Here is a 15,604-nt window from a genome sequence, read left to right on the forward strand (position 1 = left end):
GGGTGAATCAGATGCTCAGGGTGCACTCCAGTACCCAGAAGCCAGGCTCCAGACGGGAGCGGGGCAGGTCGCTGGTGTAGAGGGCGCGTTGGTAGTCGAGCCGCAGCCGGGCGTTTGTCAGGCTCAGTTCGATGCCGGCGGCTGTGCCAGCCAGGCGTTGCGAAGGCTTGCCCGTGGCGGGCCGGGTCCAGCCCACATCCAGGCCGAGGTAAGGGCGTATCTGCAGGGGGTGGGCCCAGTTCGCCGGTAGCGGCTGGCTCAAGGTATTGCGCCAGGTCGCGCCGCTGGCGCCGGAGTAGGTGCTCAGGCGAAAGCCCCTTACGCTCGAGTCGTCGCTGACCAGTAACTGCTCGATGGCCGGCAACGCGTGTTCGCTGTACTGCAAGGCCAGCTCGCTTTGCCAGCGCCAAGCTGTGCCAGGCGGGCCCTGGCGCAGGTGCAGCAGGCTGGCGCGGTACTTGCGAAAGTCCGGGCGCAGGCGTTCGGCACCCAATGGCCCCTCGTCGGCAGCGAACCAGTCCAGGCCCTGGGCAACGCCCAGGTACCCGTTCCATAAACCGCCTTCCAGCCACAGTAGGTTGATGCCAGCCTCGACGCTGGTGAGGGTTGGGCTCTGCTGGGTGACGACGGCACCGGCGCTGCGGTTGACCAGTTGCTTGCGGTCCAGCCGCGTGCTGGCGCTGAGCAGGCCTTGCTGGTTGCGCCACAGCACCCGCTCGATGCTCAGGCCTTGGTAGCTGCTGCTGCCGTCGCTGCTCTGCCGGCTGTGCGGCAGTGGCGCATCGTAGCTCAGTTGGCTGGCGTTGAGGGCAAAGGTCCAGGGGCCATAGGGGATGCTGTAGTACACCGTGATGCCTTGCACCTGGCCGGGGGCGTGCAAGACGCTGGACAGCAATGTCACGCGCAGGTCGTCATTTAGCCCGAGCGGGCTGTCCAGGCCGAGGCCCAGGTTAAGGCGGTGGCGGCCGGTCAGCTCACTGCCACGGTTATCCAGGCGGCTGTCCAGGTGCCAGCGTGAGCCGACCGTGTGCGGTTGCAGTACAACCTGGGTACCGCCATGCAATTCGCCGGGCAGCAGGTCCATGCTTAGGTCGTAGGCACGCAGGCGATTGAGTTGGTCGAGACCTTGTTCGAGGTCGGGCAGGTACAGCGGTTGGCCCACTACGCCAGGGAAGGCGCTCTGCAACGACAGCGGCAATGCGGGGCCGGAAAGTTCGATGGATTCGACGAAGCCTTCGACGATGACGATGTCCAGTGGTGCGTCATCGCCAGGCTGGCGGCGCAGGTAGGGACGGCTGGTCGGGAACCCCGCACTGACGTACAGCTGGGTGATGCCCTTGAGCAGGTTATTGATGTCGTTGATGCCCATGCAGGGCAGCAGCCACTTGCGTAGCGCGGGCTCGAGCGCCTGGTCTGCAAGTTGGCGGTTGCCGATGATGCGCACGCCGGAGACGGCCCAGCACTGATCGCCGACCGACTGGACAGTTGCCTGCTCATGGCGCTCGGGTACAGGCGGCTGTTGCCAGCGCTTGAGCCGCTGTTGCTGTTCGAACTGCCGCAGGGATTGCTGCTGGTCGCGCAGTTGCAGGCTGGCAGGGTCGTCAGCCAGGACCGTGTGGGAGATCAGCATGCCAGCCAGGCAACCGGCGAGCAGCCTGCTGGCGGCGTGAAGGAGTCGGCATTGCATCAGGCACCCTCGCAAATGGCGTACGGGTTACGTACTCGTTTGCGTGGATGCTAAGAACTCAAGCCGTCGGTTGGATGCAGTCCCTGGCCTAAGCAGGATGTAGGGCAGGTGTGTATTTGAAGTATGAAACGTCCTACAAGCTCAATCTGAATGCAGGACTATCAAGGGCGAATCTCGATCAGGGTGCCGTCGCGGACCAGGTCCCAGACTTCCTGCATGTCGCGGTTGCGCATGGCGATGCAGCCGTCAGTCCAGTCGAGGGTGTGGAAGTACCACTCAGGGTAGTTCTCGTCGATCGGCGTGCCGTGGATCATGATCATGCTGCCAGCGCTCCAGCCTTCGCGGTTGGCGCGGGCGGCGTCGCTGATGTTCGGGTAGGTGATGTGCATGGCCAGGTTGAAGCGGTCGCTTTCCTTGCGCCAGTCCAGCCAGTACAGGCCTTCAGGGGTCTTCTTGTCGCCCTCGCGTTCCTTGGCACCCTTGGGCTGCTTACCCAGGGAGATGCGGTAGGTCTTCAGCGGTTCGCCGCGGCTGATCAGCTGCAGGCGGCGCTCGGACTTGATCACCAGCACCTTGTCGATCAGCGGCTGCATGGCCGCTTGGGATTGCGACTGGGCCGGCACTGGCGGTTGCGGCTTGCGAATGATGACTTCGGTGAAGGCCGCCTGGGACACCGTGGTAACGCAAAGGCAGAAAAGGGCGAACAACCAACGCATGAAGCAGTACCTGCGAGCTTAAGTGGTGGGCGAAACATTCATCGGCGGCAGGTATTCATGGCCAATCGGGTAGTGCTGCCTGATGCGGTCGCGATAATAGCATTCTAGTGTGCGAGTGACGGTGCGGAAAGCCAGCTCGCCCCACGGGATTTCGTGTTCCTCGAACAACCGCACCTCCAGGCTTTCGACGCCGACGGCAAAATCCAGGTCGGCCAGCTCGGCACGGAAGAACACATGCACCTGGTTGATGTGCGGCAGGTCGAACAGCTGGTACAGGGCCATGTCGCCGACCCGGGCGCAGGCTTCCTCGTCGGTTTCGCGACGGGCGGCCTGGTCGAGTGTCTCGCCGTTTTCCATGAAGCCCGCCGGTAGCGTCCAGAAGCCGCGGCGCGGCTCGATGGCGCGACGGCACAGCAGCACCTGGCTGCCCCAGGTGGGCAACACCCCGGCGACGATGTTGGGGTTCTGGTAGTGAACAGTCTGGCAAGACTCGCAGACGAACCGCAGGCGGCTGTCGCCCTCGGGAATCTGCTGAATGACTGGCTGGCCGCACGCGCTGCAAAATTTCATGCTTTTCTTCCCTCTTGACGGGGTTATCTTGGCGCGCCAGGCGGGGCTGCCGCAAGCGCACGGGGCTTGGGTGCTTCGCGGCTTTGGTGCATCATGCAAGGCAGGCCTTGGAAACGAGAGTGCGCAATGCTGGACGAGCTACTTCGCCGTATGAGCAACCACCAACCCGCTTCACTGGAAACCGACCGACGGTTCCCCGAGGCGGCGGTACTTTTGCCCATCACCCGCAGCGAAGCGCCCGAGCTGGTCTTGACCCTGCGTGCCAAGGGGTTGTCGACCCACGGCGGTGAAGTCGCCTTTCCTGGTGGCCGCCGTGACCCGGAAGACCCGGACCTGGTGTTTACCGCGCTGCGCGAAGCCGAAGAAGAAATCGGCTTGCCGCCCGGCCTGGTGGAAGTGATCGGCCCACTCAGCCCGCTGATTTCCCTGCACGGCCTGAAAGTGACCCCGTTCGTCGGCTTGATCCCGGATTTCGTCGAATACCGCGCCAATGACGCTGAAATCGCGGCAGTCTTCAGCGTACCGCTGGAATTCTTCCGCCAGGACCCGCGTGACCACACCCACCGTATCGATTACCAGGGGCGCAGTTGGTACGTGCCCAGCTACCGCTACGGCGAGTACAAGATCTGGGGGTTGTCGGCGATCATGATCGTCGAGCTGGTCAACCTGTTGTATGACGCCGGTATCAGCCTGCATCAACCCCCCGAGCGCTACATCGAAATCTGAGCGGCGCACACCCCGCCGTCTGCGTGAACCTCTGAGGAGCAAACATGAAATACCGCCTGGGCGACCATCGGGTCGAATGCCACCCCACCAGCTGGGCCGCACCCAATGCCACCCTGATCGGCAAGGTGCGCCTGCAGGCCCGTGCCAGCGTGTGGTTCGGTGCGGTACTGCGGGGGGACAACGAACTGATCGACATCGGCGAGGACAGCAATGTCCAGGACGGTACGGTGATGCACACCGACATGGGCTCGCCGCTGACCCTGGGCAAGGGCGTGACCATCGGCCACAACGCCATGCTGCATGGCTGCTCGGTCGGCGATTACAGCCTGATCGGCATCAACGCCGTCATCCTCAACGGCGCGCGTATCGGCAAGCACTGCATCATCGGCGCCAACGCGCTGATCCCGGAAGGCAAGGAAATTCCTGATGGCTCGCTGGTGATGGGCTCGCCGGGCAAGGTGGTGCGCGAGCTGACCGAGCAGCAGATGCGCATGCTCGAAGCCAGCGCTGCGCACTATGTACACAATGCCGAGCGTTATGCGCGGGAGCTGGTGCTTGACGATGAGTGACGTAGCCGTAGAGCGGCCGGTGGCTTCGCCGTGCGTGAGCATTTGCGCACTGGACGAGCAGGATATCTGTACCGGCTGCCAGCGTACCGTGGCCGAGATCGGCCGCTGGGGAAGGATGGACAATACCGAGCGCCGGGCGGTGCTCAAGCTGTGCCATGAGCGGGCAGTGGCTGCAGGATTGATTATCGGGGCGTGATTTTGCGCTGGCTTCTTCGCGGGTAAAGCGCAGCGGCGCACCGCCGCTCCCACAGGTTCGGCGTTGCTCTCGAGGGCGGTGCGATCCCTGTGGGAACGGGTTTACCCGCGAAGAAGCCAGCGGTAATCTGTCAGGCTTGCCCACAGACAACCTGCCCATGTTCTATCTCATTGCCTATATCAGTAGCGTAGTGCTGATCAACTACGCCTTCTCCAGCGCCCCGCACCTGGACATCATCTGGTCCTGCTGGGGCGGCCTGGTGTTCATTCTGCGCGACATGGTGCAGACCCGCTTTGGCCATGGCGCGCTGATTGCCATGCTGCTGGCCCTGGTGCTGTCGTACGCCACCTCGGAGCCGGCCATTGCCTTGGCCAGCGCCACCGCGTTCTTCGTCTCCGAGCTGATCGACTGGCTGGTGTTCAGCATCACTCGCCGGCCGCTGCGTGACCGCCTGTGGCTGAGCTCGGCGCTGAGCATTCCGGTGGATACCTTCATCTTCTTCGGCATGATCGGTGCGCTCACACCGGCGGTGATCGGCACCGCCATGGCGTCTAAATTCGCCGGTGTCACGGCCGTCTGGCTGGCCATGGCATTTCGTGCGCGGCGGGCCGCTGTCGCGGGCTGATGGTGTAGAATATTGGTCCTTTTTCAGCGGGTCGTGCCAAAGCCTGGTGCGGCCCCGGACGCCTTCGAGGACCTGAAATGACCCGTATCGGAACCCCATTGTCGCCAACCGCGACCCGTGTGCTGCTCTGCGGCTGTGGCGAGCTGGGCAAGGAAGTGGTGATCGAGCTGCAGCGCCTGGGCGTCGAAGTGATCGCCGTCGACCGCTACGCCAATGCCCCGGCGATGCAGGTGGCGCACCGCAGCCACGTGGTCAACATGCTCGATGGCGTTGCCCTGCGGGCAATCATCGAAGCGGAAAAACCGCACTACATCGTTCCGGAAATCGAGGCCATCGCCACCGCCACGCTGGTCGAGCTGGAGAGCGAAGGCTTCAACGTGGTGCCGACCGCACGCGCCACCCAGCTGACCATGAACCGTGAGGGCATTCGCCGCCTGGCGGCCGAAGAGCTGGACCTGCCAACCTCGCCGTACCACTTCGCCGACACCTTCGAGGACTACGCCAAGGCCGTGGCCGACGTCGGCTACCCCTGTGTGGTCAAGCCGGTGATGAGCTCTTCGGGCAAGGGCCAGAGCCTGCTGCGCAGCGATGCCGACCTGCAGAAGTCCTGGGACTACGCCCAGGAAGGCGGCCGTGCCGGCAAGGGCCGGGTGATCATCGAGGGCTTCATCGACTTCGAATATGAAATCACCCTGCTGACCGTGCGCCATGTCGGCGGTACCACCTTCCTCGAACCGGTGGGTCACCGTCAGGAGAAGGGCGACTATCAGGAATCCTGGCAGCCGCAAGCCATGAGCGCGAAAGCCCTGGCCGAGTCGCAGCGCGTGGCCAAGGCGGTCACCGATGCACTGGGTGGTCGTGGCTTGTTCGGCGTGGAGTTGTTCGTCAAGGGCGACCAGGTGTGGTTCAGCGAAGTCTCGCCGCGCCCGCATGACACTGGCCTGGTGACCCTGATTTCCCAGGACCTGTCGCAGTTCGCCCTGCACGCCCGCGCCATTCTCGGTTTGCCGATTCCGGTAGTGCGCCAGTTCGGGCCATCGGCTTCGGCGGTGATTCTGCCGGAAGGCCAGTCGCAGCAGACCAGCTTCGCAAATCTGGGCGCAGCCCTGAGCGAGCCTGACACGGCGATTCGCCTGTTCGGCAAGCCGGAAATCAATGGCACCCGTCGCATGGGTGTGTGCCTGGCACGTGATGAATCGGTCGAAGCGGCGCGGGCCAAGGCGACCCGTGCTTCGCAGGCGGTCAAGGTCGAATTCTGATCCGAGATTGTACGGGGCTGCTGCGCAGCCCATTCGCGGGACAAGCCCGCTCCCACAGGAGACCGCGCAAGCCAATGCAGATGCGATCCCTGTGGGAGCGGGCTTGGGCCGCAAAGCGGCCCCAATCACTTACAGCTCGGTATTGCGGGTTTCCTTCAGGCACAGCACGGCAATCAGGCTGATCACAGCCGCCGCTGACACATAGCCCCCCACCCAGCTCAACCCACCCATGCTCACCAGCTTCTGGGCAAAGAACGGTGCCGCCGAGGCCCCGACGATGCCGCCCAGGTTGTACGCCGCCGAAGCGCCGGTGTAACGCACGTGGGTCGGGAACAGCTCAGGCAGCAGCGCCCCCATTGGTGCAAAGGTCACGCCCATCAGGAACAGCTCGATGGCCAGGAACAGCGCCACACCCGTGGTCGAACCCGAGGTCAGCAGCGGTTCCATGGTGAAGCCCGAAGCCACCGCCAGCAGGCCGCCGACGATCAGCACCGGCTTGCGCCCGTAGCGGTCGCTCAGCCAGGCCGAAAGCGGTGTGGCCAGGGCCATGAACACCACGGCAAAGCACAGCAGGCCGAGGAAGGTCTCGCGGCTGTAGCCCAGCGTGGTCACGCCATAGCTGAGCGAGAACACCGTCGAGATATAGAACAGCGCATAGCACACCACCATGGCGGCTGCGCCCAGCAGGGTTGGCATCCAGTATTTGCCGAACAGGTCCACCACCGGCATCTTCACGCGTTCGTGACGTGCAACCGCCTTGGCAAATACCGGGCTTTCCTCAAGCTTCAGGCGCACATACAGCCCCACCATCACCAGGGCGGCACTGAGCAGGAACGGAATGCGCCAGCCCCAGTCACGGAACTGCTCGTCACTGAGCAGCATGGCCAGGGTCAGGAACAGGCCGTTGGCCGCAAGGAAGCCGATCGACGGGCCAAGTTGCGGGAACATGCCGAACCAGGCGCGTTTGCCCTCCGGCGCGTTCTCGGTGGCCAGCAGTGCCGCGCCGCCCCATTCGCCACCCAGGCCCAGGCCTTGGCCGAAGCGCAGCAGGCAGAGCAGGATTGGCGCCCATACGCCGATGCTGTCATAGCCTGGCAGCACGCCGATCAGCGTGGTCGAAACGCCCATCAGCAGCAACGAGGCGACCAGGGTCGACTTGCGCCCGATGCGGTCGCCGAAGTGGCCGAACAGTGCCGAACCCAGCGGGCGGGCAAGGAAGGCGATGCCGAAGGTGATGAAGGCCGCGAGCATCTGCGCGGTACCCGAGCCGGACGGGAAGAACACCGGGCCGATCACCAGCGCGGCGGCGGTGGCATAGACGTAGAAATCGTAGAACTCGATGGCGGTGCCGATGAAACTGGCAGTGGCGACCCGCGCTGGCGAGTTGACCGGCGCGGCAGGCGCCTCGGCATAGGTGCTGGTTGTCATTTGGTAGGTCCCTAACAGTCTGGTCCGCTCCATGGCATTGTCTGCGGCCTGTGCAGGCCTTGAAGGCAGGCACGGCTTGGCGGACGCCGGAGCGTATTGTTGTTGTGTTCGCGCGACTGGCACCAGCCCAGGAGGGTAGGGGTGGGAGCGGGCACTGTTCGGGGTGTTGAAGCAGGACCGCGGGGCGTGTCAGTGCAGCGGACTGGCCGTGTGGCGCCGGGTGCGGGTAGCGGGCGGAACGGCGGGGCTGGGTAAGCGTGACCCGAGTATAGCTATCGGGTCACGGTCCATACCAGTACCTTGCTGGCACAATTGTCCTCTGTTTCGAGGATTTCCAGGCGATAGCGGCCGATCTTCAGGCAAACGGCGCTTTCCGGAATGCTTTCGAGGGCTTCGGTGACCAGCCCGTTGAGGGTTTTCGGGCCACCGTCACACGGCAGGTGCCAGCCCAGGGTACGGTTGATTTCACGCAGCGAGGCGTTGCCTTCGATGACGAAGGTGCCATCGGCCTGCGGGTGCACATGCGGGTTGTCCAGGCTCTGCTCGTCCTCGAACTCGCCGACGATCTCTTCAAGGATGTCTTCCAGGGTGACGATACCCAGCACCTCGCCATACTCGTCCACCACCACGCCCAGGCGCCGCTGCTGCTTGTGGAAGTTCAGCAGTTGCATCTGCAGCGGCGTGCTTTCTGGCACGAAGTAGGGCTCGTAGCAGGCGCCCAGCAGTTGCTCCAGAGTCAGCTCGGCCTTGGGCAGCAAGTGGCTGATGAGCTTGGTGTTGAGGATCGCTTCGACCTGATTGATGTCGCTGTGATACACCGGCAGGCGAGTGTGCCGGCTGACGATCAGCTGCTCGATGATCTGTGTGATGGGGTCGTCGAGGTTGATGCCATCGACTTCGTTGCGTGGCACCAGGATGTCGTTGACGGTGATCTTGTCCAGCGACTGCAAGCCGTCCAGCAGGCCATGGCGCGGCGCCTCGTGCTCATCGTCTTCGTCGAAGACGTCGTCGTCCTGCGGATGCAAGGCCACTGCCGTGGGCTGCGCGCGGAACGGCCGCAGCATCAGCTTGGCGATGCCATCGAACAGGCAGGCCAAAGGTTGCAGCAGGGCCAGCGGAAACGGGCGCAGGCTCAGGCCAAGGCTGATGAAGGCCTGCGGGTTGCGCCGGGCCAGGCGCCGCGGCAGGAATTCGGCAAACACCAGCAGCGCTGCCACCGCGCCCAGGCCCGCGAGCCAGAAGCCGTGTTCGCCGCTCTGGCGTTGGCCGATCAGGCACGCCAGGCCCAGCACCAGCAGCTTGCCCAGGCTGGAGCACAGCACCAGGGCCTGGGCGGGTAGCGGCGGCGGGGCGTCATCGCCGTTGCGCAGTGAACCATTGAGCTGCAGGCGGGCGGCGTCGACGGCGGTGAACAGTGCCGACCACAGTAGCGCCAGTGCCAGAATGCCGAGTAGCGGTGCGTACGGCAGGGTGTCCATGGGCGGCCGTCAGATATGCAGGATGAATTCGCGGACCAGCTTGCTGCCGAAGTAGGCCAGCATCAGCAGGCAGAAACCCGCCAGGGTCCAGCGGATCGCCTTGTGCCCGCGCCAGCCCAGGCGGGTGCGGCCCCACAGCAGCACGCTGAACACCACCCAGGCCACACAGGCCAGCAGCGTCTTGTGCACCAGATGCTGGGCAAACAGGTTTTCGAGGAACAGCCAGCCGGAAATCAGCGACAGCGAGAGCAGGCACCAGCCCGCCCAGAGGAAGCCGAACAGCAGGCTTTCCATGGTTTGCAGCGGCGGGAAGTTGCGGATCAGGCCGGACGGGTGCTTGTTCTTCAGCTGGCGGTCCTGCAGCAGCAACAGCAGCGACTGGAACACCGCGATGGTGAACAGACCATAGGCCAGGATCGACAGCAGGATGTGCGCGAGGATGCCCGGCTCTTCGTCGATCAGCGGCACGGTGCCGGGCGGGGCGAACTGGGCCAGCAGGGCGGTGACGGCGCCGAGCGGGAACAGCAGCACCAGCAGGTTTTCCACCGGGATGCGCAGGCAGGCCACCAGCGTCAGGGCGATGACCGCCACGGCGATCAGGCTGGCAGCACTGAAGAAGTCCAGGCTCAGCCCCAGCGGGGTGATCAGCTGGAAGAACAGTGCGCCACCCTGGGCGACCACGGCGAGGGCGCCGAGCAGGCCGAGCAGGCGTTTGTCGGCCTTGCGGCCCTGGGCCAGGTAGGTGCCCTGATAGATGGCCGCAGCTATATATAAGACGGCGGCGATCAGGTTGGGGATGAGGCTGGGTGAGGAAACCATAAGTCCTGGTTGCAGAGCCCTGAAAGAGACGGAGTTTGGCATAGATTCCGCTGGTCAAGGAAGACTGAAGGCTTGTGTCGGGGCATTCGCGGGCATGCCCGCTCCCACAGGTACAACACAGGCTCCCACTGTGGGAGCGGGCGCGCCCGCGAAGAGGCCGGAGCAGGCACCGACCATCTCCCAAGGTGTGCGCCGCCGCCGCACTTCGTTATAATCGCCGCCTTGCTGTGCCTGACGGGTGTGCATTTCCCCTCGGGCGCCTGACAAACCTCGGCTTTTACTGGGCCTGAAAGGATCACCATGTTCGAAAACCTGACCGACCGCCTGTCACAGACGCTGCGCCATGTCACCGGCAAGGCCAAGCTGACCGAAGACAACATCAAGGACACGTTGCGCGAAGTGCGCATGGCCCTGCTCGAGGCCGACGTTGCCCTGCCGGTGGTCAAGGATTTCGTCAACAGCGTCAAGGACCGTGCGGTCGGCACCGAGGTATCGCGCAGCCTGACTCCGGGCCAGGCGTTCGTGAAGATCGTCCAGGCCGAGCTGGAAAGCCTGATGGGCGCGGCCAACGAAGACCTCGCGTTGAACGCCGCACCGCCAGCGGTGGTACTGATGGCCGGCCTGCAGGGTGCCGGTAAGACCACCACAGCCGGCAAGCTGGCGCGCTTTCTCAAGGAGCGCAAGAAGAAGAGCGTGATGGTGGTTTCCGCCGACGTCTATCGCCCGGCGGCGATCAAGCAGCTGGAAACCCTGGCCAGCGACATCGGCGTGACCTTCTTCCCGTCCGACATCAGCCAGAAGCCGGTGGCCATCGCCGAAGCTGCGATCCGCGAAGCCAAGCTAAAGTTCATCGACGTGGTCATCGTCGACACCGCCGGTCGCCTGCACATCGACGCCGACATGATGGACGAGATCAAGGCCCTGCATGCCGCAGTCAAGCCGATCGAGACCCTGTTCGTGGTCGACGCCATGACCGGCCAGGACGCTGCCAACACCGCCAAGGCGTTCGGCGAGGCCCTGCCGCTGACCGGTGTGGTGCTGACCAAGGTCGACGGTGATGCCCGTGGCGGTGCCGCGCTGTCGGTGCGCGCCATCACAGGCAAGCCGATCAAGTTCATCGGTATGGGCGAGAAGACCGAGGCCCTCGAGCCCTTCCACCCGGATCGTGTCGCTTCGCGCATCCTCGGCATGGGCGACGTGCTCAGCCTGATCGAGCAGGCCGAGCAGACCATCGACAAGGCCAAGGCCGACAAGCTGGCCAAGAAGCTGAAAAAGGGCAAGGGCTTCGACCTCGAAGACTTCCGCGACCAGCTGCAGCAGATGAAGAACATGGGCGGCCTGGGTGGCCTGATGGACAAGCTGCCGAGCATCGGCGGGGTCAACCTGTCGCAGATGGGCAACGCCCAGGGCGCGGCCGAGAAGCAGTTCAAGCAGATGGAAGCGATCATCAACTCGATGACCCCGGCCGAGCGTCGCGACCCTGACCTGATCAGCGGTTCGCGCAAGCGCCGCATCGCCCTCGGCTCTGGCACCCAGGTGCAGGACATCGGCCGGCTGATCAAACAGCACAAGCAGATGCAGAAGATGATGAAGAAGTTCTCCGCCAAGGGCGGCATGGCCAAGATGATGCGCGGCCTGGGCGGGATGCTGCCGGGCGGCGGCATGCCGAAGCTGTAACCCCTTATTTTGGGTGCCTGCCTTTAAAGAGGCGGGCACCCGGAACCCCCGCTTTGGCGGGGCAACGGCCTCGGATTCCGTGGCTTAACCGGCAAATCTGGGCGGTAGGGCAGGGCTCTGCCGAAAAAGGCATTTGCAAATGTCCGTGTATTCCCCGAGAATATGCGGCCTTTTGGGCACCCGTGTGCCTATTTGGCATTCAGATTTGCAGCACCGACTATAGGAACAATGTTCACATGGTAACCATTCGTCTTGCCCGTGGCGGCTCGAAAAAGCGCCCATTCTACCACCTGACCGTGACCAACTCGCGTAACGCCCGTGACGGCCGTTTCGTTGAGCGCGTAGGTTTCTTCAACCCGATCGCTGCTGGCGCCGAAGTCAAGCTGTCGGTCAACCAAGAGCGCGTCAACTACTGGCTGAGCCAGGGTGCACAGCCGTCTGAGCGCGTTGCTCAGCTGCTGAAGGACGCTGCCAAGGCTGCTGCCTGAGTAGTATGAACGCGACGCCAGAAAAGGCTGACGACCTCATCGTCGTTGGCAAGATTTTTTCGGTTCACGGCGTTCGCGGCGAGGTGAAGGTGTATTCCTTTACCGATCCGATTGAAAACCTGTTGGATTATCCGCGCTGGACGCTTCGGCACGAAGGCAAGGTAAAGCAGGTCGAGCTGGTCAGCGGTCGTGGCTCCCAAAAGGGCCTGGTCGTGAAGTTGAAAGGCCTCGATGATCGTGATGAAGCCCGTCTTCTGAGTGGTCACGAAATCTGCATTGCGCGGAGCCTTTTGCCCAACCTGGCTGCCGACGAGTACTACTGGTACCAGTTGGTGGGTCTGAAGGTCATCAACCAGGACGAACAGCTGTTCGGCAAGGTCGATCACCTGTTGGAGACCGGTGCGAACGATGTAATGGTGGTCAAACCCTGCGCAGGCAGCCTGGATGATCGCGAGCGTCTGTTGCCCTACACGGCGCAATGCGTGCTCGATATCGACCTGGAAGCGGGCGTGATGCGGGTTGAGTGGGACGCGGACTTCTAACCGATGGGTAACCTTCGCGTAGACGTCATCACGCTGTTCCCCGAGATGTTCTCGGCCATCACGGAGTACGGCATTACCAGCCGCGCGGTGAAACAGGGGTTGCTTCAGGTGACTTGCTGGAACCCGCGGGACTACACCACAGATCGCCACCATACCGTGGATGATCGGCCGTTTGGCGGTGGTCCGGGCATGGTGATGAAAATCAAGCCTCTGGAAGACGCCCTGGTTAGCGCCAGGCAAGCGACCGGAGCAGCGGCGAAGGTGATCTACCTTTCGCCACAAGGCCGCAAGCTGACTCAGCAGGCGGTCAAAGGCCTGGCCGAACAGGAATCGTTGATCCTGATCGCCGGTCGTTATGAAGGCATCGACGAGCGCTTTATCGAGGCTCATGTCGATGAGGAGTGGTCGATTGGTGACTATGTGCTTTCCGGTGGCGAGCTGCCGGCCATGGTACTGATCGATGCGGTTACACGGCTGCTGCCCGGAGCTTTAGGGCATGTGGACTCGGCGGAGGAAGACTCTTTCACCGACGGTCTGCTGGATTGCCCGCACTACACCCGACCTGAGGTGTATGCGGATCAGCGTGTTCCCGACGTGTTGCTAAGCGGCAACCATGCACATATCCGGCGATGGCGGATGAAGCAGTCCCTTGGTAGGACCTTCGAACGACGCGCCGATCTTCTGGAAAGTCGCTCGCTTTCTGGAGAAGAGAAGAAGCTGCTCGAGGAATATCTCCGCGAGCGGGACGATAGTTAAACGTATCGATGGTGGATCAAGTATCCATCTTAGGAGCACAGCATGACCAACAAGATCATCCAGCAGCTCGAAGCCGAGCAGATGAACAAGGAAATCCCGACCTTCGCACCAGGCGACACCATCGTCGTCCAGGTTAAAGTGAAGGAAGGTGATCGTTCCCGTCTGCAGGCGTTCGAAGGCGTTGTTATCGCCAAGCGTAACCGCGGTCTGAACAGCGCCTTCACCGTGCGCAAGATCTCCAGCGGCGTAGGCGTTGAGCGTACCTTCCAGACCTACAGCCCGCAGATCGACAGCCTGGCCGTGAAACGTCGTGGTGACGTGCGTAAAGCCAAGCTGTACTACCTGCGCGACCTGTCCGGCAAAGCCGCTCGCATCAAGGAAAAACTGTCCTGAGTACAGTTTGCCCGGTGGCCAAGGCCGCCTAGCGAGAAAAAAGCAGCCTTCGGGCTGCTTTTTTGCTTTCTGAAACCTGTAAACGTGATGGATATGAGCAGCCGAGACCAGGAAATCCAGCGCCGCACCGAGCTGTCGGTGACCCGCGTGACCAAAGCGGTGTTCCCCAACACCACCAACCACCACAACACACTGTTCGGCGGCACGGCGCTGGCCTGGATGGACGAAGTGTCGTTCATCGCCGCAACGCGTTTCTGCCGGCTGCCGCTGGTGACCGTGTCCACCGACCGCATCGACTTCAAGCACCCGATCCCGGCAGGTTCGATCGTCGAACTGGTGGGCACGGTGGTCAAGGTGGGCAATACCAGCTTGCAGGTGCAGGTCGATGTGTTCGTTGAGAACATGTACCTGGATGGCCGCGAGCGGGCGATCCACGGGGTGTTCAGCTTTGTCGCCATCGACGAGGACAAGCGCCCGGTGCCGGTCCTGCCCCAGGCCTGAGCTTTCCTGTACCGGCCCTTTCGCGGGCAAGCCCGCACAGGTACAGCGCAGTGTTCAAATTCTGTGGAGAACCCTGTGGGAGCGGGCTTGCCCGCGAAAGGGCCGGTACAGACAACCTATGAGCTGCTGTGAAACACTAGGCCCAACTTCAACACCCAGCAGCCCTGCATGCCCGCCCTAGACCACCCCCTGATCGACCAGTTCCTCGACGCCCTGTGGCTCGAAAAAGGCCTGTCCGACAACACCCGCACCTCCTACCGCAGCGACCTTGCCCTGTTCAACGGCTGGCTCCAGGCGCATTCGGTAGCGCTGCCCGACGCCGGCCGCGAACTGATCCTTGATCACTTGGCCTGGCGCCTGGACCAAGGTTACAAACCTCGCTCCACTGCGCGCTTTCTCTCCGGGCTGCGGGGCTTCTTCCGCTACCTGTTGCGGGAAAAGCTGGTCGCCGTCGACCCGACCCTGCAGGTCGACATGCCGCAACTTGGTCGGCCCTTGCCCAAATCACTGTCGGAAGCCGACGTCGAAGCCCTGCTGCAGGCCCCGGACCTGGGCGAAGCCATCGGTCAACGCGACCGCGCCATGCTCGAAGTCCTTTACGCCTGCGGCCTGCGCGTTAGCGAACTGGTCAGCCTGACCCTCGACCAGGTCAACCTGCGCCAGGGTGTGCTGCGGGTTATGGGCAAGGGCAGCAAGGAACGCCTGGTGCCAATGGGCGAGGAGGCGGTGGTCTGGCTGGAGCGCTACCTGCGTGATGGCCGCGCCGAACTGCTGAACGGCCGCCCCAGCGACGTACTGTTCCCCAGTCAGCGCGGCGAGCAGATGACTCGCCAGACTTTCTGGCACCGCATCAAGCACCAGGCGCGGGTGGCCTGCATCGACAAGCCGCTGTCGCCGCATACCCTGCGCCATGCTTTCGCCACCCACCTGCTCAACCACGGTGCCGACCTGCGTGTGGTGCAGATGCTGCTGGGCCACAGCGACCTCTCCACCACGCAAATCTATACCCATGTAGCCAAGGCGCGGCTGCAGCAGTTGCACGCCCAGCACCATCCGCGTGGATGAATGTTTTTCATGTTCCGCCGACCGGTCCTTGCAGGCCCCTTCATCCGCAGCGCGATGTGGTAGGCTTGGGCGGTTTGCATCAAGGGCCGCACGGTCGCCGCATTTTTTT

17 protein-coding genes and 1 pseudogene are annotated in these 15,604 nt (G+C 63.3%); 12 read left to right on the forward strand and 6 right to left on the reverse strand.

Translation table 11 applies throughout. From position 1 onward, the window contains the following. Positions 1–7: 7 nt before the first annotated feature. The 3 genes and pseudogenes from ACTORR_RS20125 to ACTORR_RS20135 form a co-directional block, all read right to left on the reverse strand. Positions 8–1,687, reverse strand: coding sequence for a ShlB/FhaC/HecB family hemolysin secretion/activation protein (locus tag ACTORR_RS20125; protein ID WP_313365281.1), 1,680 nt, complete (start codon positions 1,685–1,687; stop codon positions 8–10). Between the two features lie 161 nt (positions 1,688–1,848). Continuing rightward, positions 1,849–2,268, reverse strand: a pseudogene (locus ACTORR_RS20130) (L,D-transpeptidase family protein); the annotation flags it as partial. 153 nt (positions 2,269–2,421) lie between these two features. Beyond that, positions 2,422–2,973 (reverse strand): NUDIX hydrolase, encoded by a 552-nt coding sequence (locus tag ACTORR_RS20135; protein ID WP_054887201.1) that lies wholly within the window; start codon positions 2,971–2,973, stop codon positions 2,422–2,424. A gap of 126 nt (positions 2,974–3,099) precedes the next feature. On the opposite strand from ACTORR_RS20135, the gene ACTORR_RS20140 reads away from it, so the two are divergent. From ACTORR_RS20140 to purT, 5 genes are all read left to right on the forward strand, one after another. Continuing rightward, positions 3,100–3,699 carry a CoA pyrophosphatase gene (locus tag ACTORR_RS20140; RefSeq protein WP_027920115.1) on the forward strand — a complete coding sequence of 200 codons (600 nt, stop codon included), beginning with the start codon at positions 3,100–3,102 and terminating at the stop codon, positions 3,697–3,699. A 44-nt stretch (positions 3,700–3,743) separates the two neighbouring features. Then, positions 3,744–4,268, forward strand: coding sequence for a gamma carbonic anhydrase family protein (locus ACTORR_RS20145; RefSeq protein WP_054887202.1), 525 nt, complete (start codon positions 3,744–3,746; stop codon positions 4,266–4,268). Beyond that, entirely contained in the window at positions 4,261–4,464 is a 204-nt protein-coding gene (locus tag ACTORR_RS20150; protein WP_054887203.1) for a DUF1289 domain-containing protein, read from the forward strand. Before ACTORR_RS20145 ends, ACTORR_RS20150 begins: the two co-directional genes overlap by 8 nt. Positions 4,465–4,621: 157 nt before the next feature. Further along, positions 4,622–5,089, forward strand: a complete 468-nt coding sequence (locus tag ACTORR_RS20155) for a VUT family protein (protein WP_027920112.1) — start codon at positions 4,622–4,624, stop codon at positions 5,087–5,089. Positions 5,090–5,166: 77 nt separating this feature from the next. Beyond that, a complete protein-coding gene (gene purT / locus ACTORR_RS20160) occupies positions 5,167–6,348 on the forward strand; it encodes a formate-dependent phosphoribosylglycinamide formyltransferase (protein ID WP_159411844.1) in 1,182 nt (393 codons plus the stop codon). Positions 6,349–6,477: 129 nt separating this feature from the next. Here purT and ACTORR_RS20165 read toward each other — a convergent pair whose 3' ends face one another. From ACTORR_RS20165 to ACTORR_RS20175, 3 genes are all read right to left on the reverse strand, one after another. Beyond that, positions 6,478–7,776 (reverse strand): MFS transporter, encoded by a 1,299-nt coding sequence (locus tag ACTORR_RS20165; RefSeq protein ID WP_110637280.1) that lies wholly within the window; start codon positions 7,774–7,776, stop codon positions 6,478–6,480. A 272-nt stretch (positions 7,777–8,048) separates the two neighbouring features. Further along, a complete protein-coding gene (locus tag ACTORR_RS20170; RefSeq protein ID WP_313365283.1) occupies positions 8,049–9,254 on the reverse strand; it encodes a transporter associated domain-containing protein in 1,206 nt (401 codons plus the stop codon). A gap of 9 nt (positions 9,255–9,263) precedes the next feature. After that, a complete protein-coding gene (locus tag ACTORR_RS20175) occupies positions 9,264–10,073 on the reverse strand; it encodes a cytochrome C assembly family protein (protein ID WP_441343825.1) in 810 nt (269 codons plus the stop codon). 300 nt (positions 10,074–10,373) lie between these two features. Here ACTORR_RS20175 and ffh point away from each other — a divergent pair, with 300 nt between their 5' ends. From ffh to xerD, 7 genes are all read left to right on the forward strand, one after another. Continuing rightward, positions 10,374–11,750, forward strand: a complete 1,377-nt coding sequence (gene ffh / locus ACTORR_RS20180; protein WP_054887026.1) for a signal recognition particle protein — start codon at positions 10,374–10,376, stop codon at positions 11,748–11,750. Positions 11,751–11,986: 236 nt separating this feature from the next. Further along, positions 11,987–12,238 (forward strand): 30S ribosomal protein S16, encoded by a 252-nt coding sequence (rpsP, locus tag ACTORR_RS20185; protein ID WP_003259424.1) that lies wholly within the window; start codon positions 11,987–11,989, stop codon positions 12,236–12,238. A gap of 5 nt (positions 12,239–12,243) precedes the next feature. Then, the gene (gene rimM, locus ACTORR_RS20190; protein ID WP_054887025.1) at positions 12,244–12,780 is read left to right on the forward strand and encodes a ribosome maturation factor RimM; all 537 of its coding nucleotides are present in this window, start codon (positions 12,244–12,246) and stop codon (positions 12,778–12,780) included. Between the two features lie 3 nt (positions 12,781–12,783). Then, complete coding sequence (trmD, locus tag ACTORR_RS20195; protein ID WP_003252146.1) at positions 12,784–13,536, forward strand: tRNA (guanosine(37)-N1)-methyltransferase TrmD; 753 nt, start codon at positions 12,784–12,786, stop codon at positions 13,534–13,536. Between the two features lie 42 nt (positions 13,537–13,578). After that, entirely contained in the window at positions 13,579–13,929 is a 351-nt protein-coding gene (gene rplS, locus ACTORR_RS20200; protein ID WP_054887024.1) for a 50S ribosomal protein L19, read from the forward strand. A gap of 93 nt (positions 13,930–14,022) precedes the next feature. Then, positions 14,023–14,430 (forward strand): acyl-CoA thioesterase, encoded by a 408-nt coding sequence (locus ACTORR_RS20205; protein WP_054887023.1) that lies wholly within the window; start codon positions 14,023–14,025, stop codon positions 14,428–14,430. A gap of 168 nt (positions 14,431–14,598) precedes the next feature. Next, positions 14,599–15,495 (forward strand): site-specific tyrosine recombinase XerD, encoded by an 897-nt coding sequence (xerD, locus tag ACTORR_RS20210; RefSeq protein ID WP_054887022.1) that lies wholly within the window; start codon positions 14,599–14,601, stop codon positions 15,493–15,495. Positions 15,496–15,604 lie beyond the last annotated feature (109 nt).

The sequence above is a fragment of the Pseudomonas sp. SAR267 genome, assembly GCF_052077595.1.
GTDB lineage: Bacteria > Pseudomonadota > Gammaproteobacteria > Pseudomonadales > Pseudomonadaceae > Aquipseudomonas > Aquipseudomonas vlassakiae.

What these genes read in the sequence shown, in the direction of transcription:
- ACTORR_RS20125 (WP_313365281.1), bottom strand. Translation starts at nt 1,687, where the DNA reads ATGCAATGCCGACTCCTTCACGCCGCCAGCAGGCTGCTCGCCGGTTGC.
- ACTORR_RS20135 (WP_054887201.1), bottom strand. Translation starts at nt 2,973, where the DNA reads ATGAAATTTTGCAGCGCGTGCGGCCAGCCAGTCATTCAGCAGATTCCC.
- ACTORR_RS20140 (WP_027920115.1), top strand. Translation starts at nt 3,100, where the DNA reads ATGCTGGACGAGCTACTTCGCCGTATGAGCAACCACCAACCCGCTTCA.
- ACTORR_RS20145 (WP_054887202.1), top strand. Translation starts at nt 3,744, where the DNA reads ATGAAATACCGCCTGGGCGACCATCGGGTCGAATGCCACCCCACCAGC.
- ACTORR_RS20150 (WP_054887203.1), top strand. Translation starts at nt 4,261, where the DNA reads ATGAGTGACGTAGCCGTAGAGCGGCCGGTGGCTTCGCCGTGCGTGAGC.
- ACTORR_RS20155 (WP_027920112.1), top strand. Translation starts at nt 4,622, where the DNA reads ATGTTCTATCTCATTGCCTATATCAGTAGCGTAGTGCTGATCAACTAC.
- purT (WP_159411844.1), top strand. Translation starts at nt 5,167, where the DNA reads ATGACCCGTATCGGAACCCCATTGTCGCCAACCGCGACCCGTGTGCTG.
- ACTORR_RS20165 (WP_110637280.1), bottom strand. Translation starts at nt 7,776, where the DNA reads ATGACAACCAGCACCTATGCCGAGGCGCCTGCCGCGCCGGTCAACTCG.
- ACTORR_RS20170 (WP_313365283.1), bottom strand. Translation starts at nt 9,254, where the DNA reads ATGGACACCCTGCCGTACGCACCGCTACTCGGCATTCTGGCACTGGCG.
- ACTORR_RS20175 (WP_441343825.1), bottom strand. Translation starts at nt 10,073, where the DNA reads ATGGTTTCCTCACCCAGCCTCATCCCCAACCTGATCGCCGCCGTCTTA.
- ffh (WP_054887026.1), top strand. Translation starts at nt 10,374, where the DNA reads ATGTTCGAAAACCTGACCGACCGCCTGTCACAGACGCTGCGCCATGTC.
- rpsP (WP_003259424.1), top strand. Translation starts at nt 11,987, where the DNA reads ATGGTAACCATTCGTCTTGCCCGTGGCGGCTCGAAAAAGCGCCCATTC.
- rimM (WP_054887025.1), top strand. Translation starts at nt 12,244, where the DNA reads ATGAACGCGACGCCAGAAAAGGCTGACGACCTCATCGTCGTTGGCAAG.
- trmD (WP_003252146.1), top strand. Translation starts at nt 12,784, where the DNA reads ATGGGTAACCTTCGCGTAGACGTCATCACGCTGTTCCCCGAGATGTTC.
- rplS (WP_054887024.1), top strand. Translation starts at nt 13,579, where the DNA reads ATGACCAACAAGATCATCCAGCAGCTCGAAGCCGAGCAGATGAACAAG.
- ACTORR_RS20205 (WP_054887023.1), top strand. Translation starts at nt 14,023, where the DNA reads ATGAGCAGCCGAGACCAGGAAATCCAGCGCCGCACCGAGCTGTCGGTG.
- xerD (WP_054887022.1), top strand. Translation starts at nt 14,599, where the DNA reads ATGCCCGCCCTAGACCACCCCCTGATCGACCAGTTCCTCGACGCCCTG.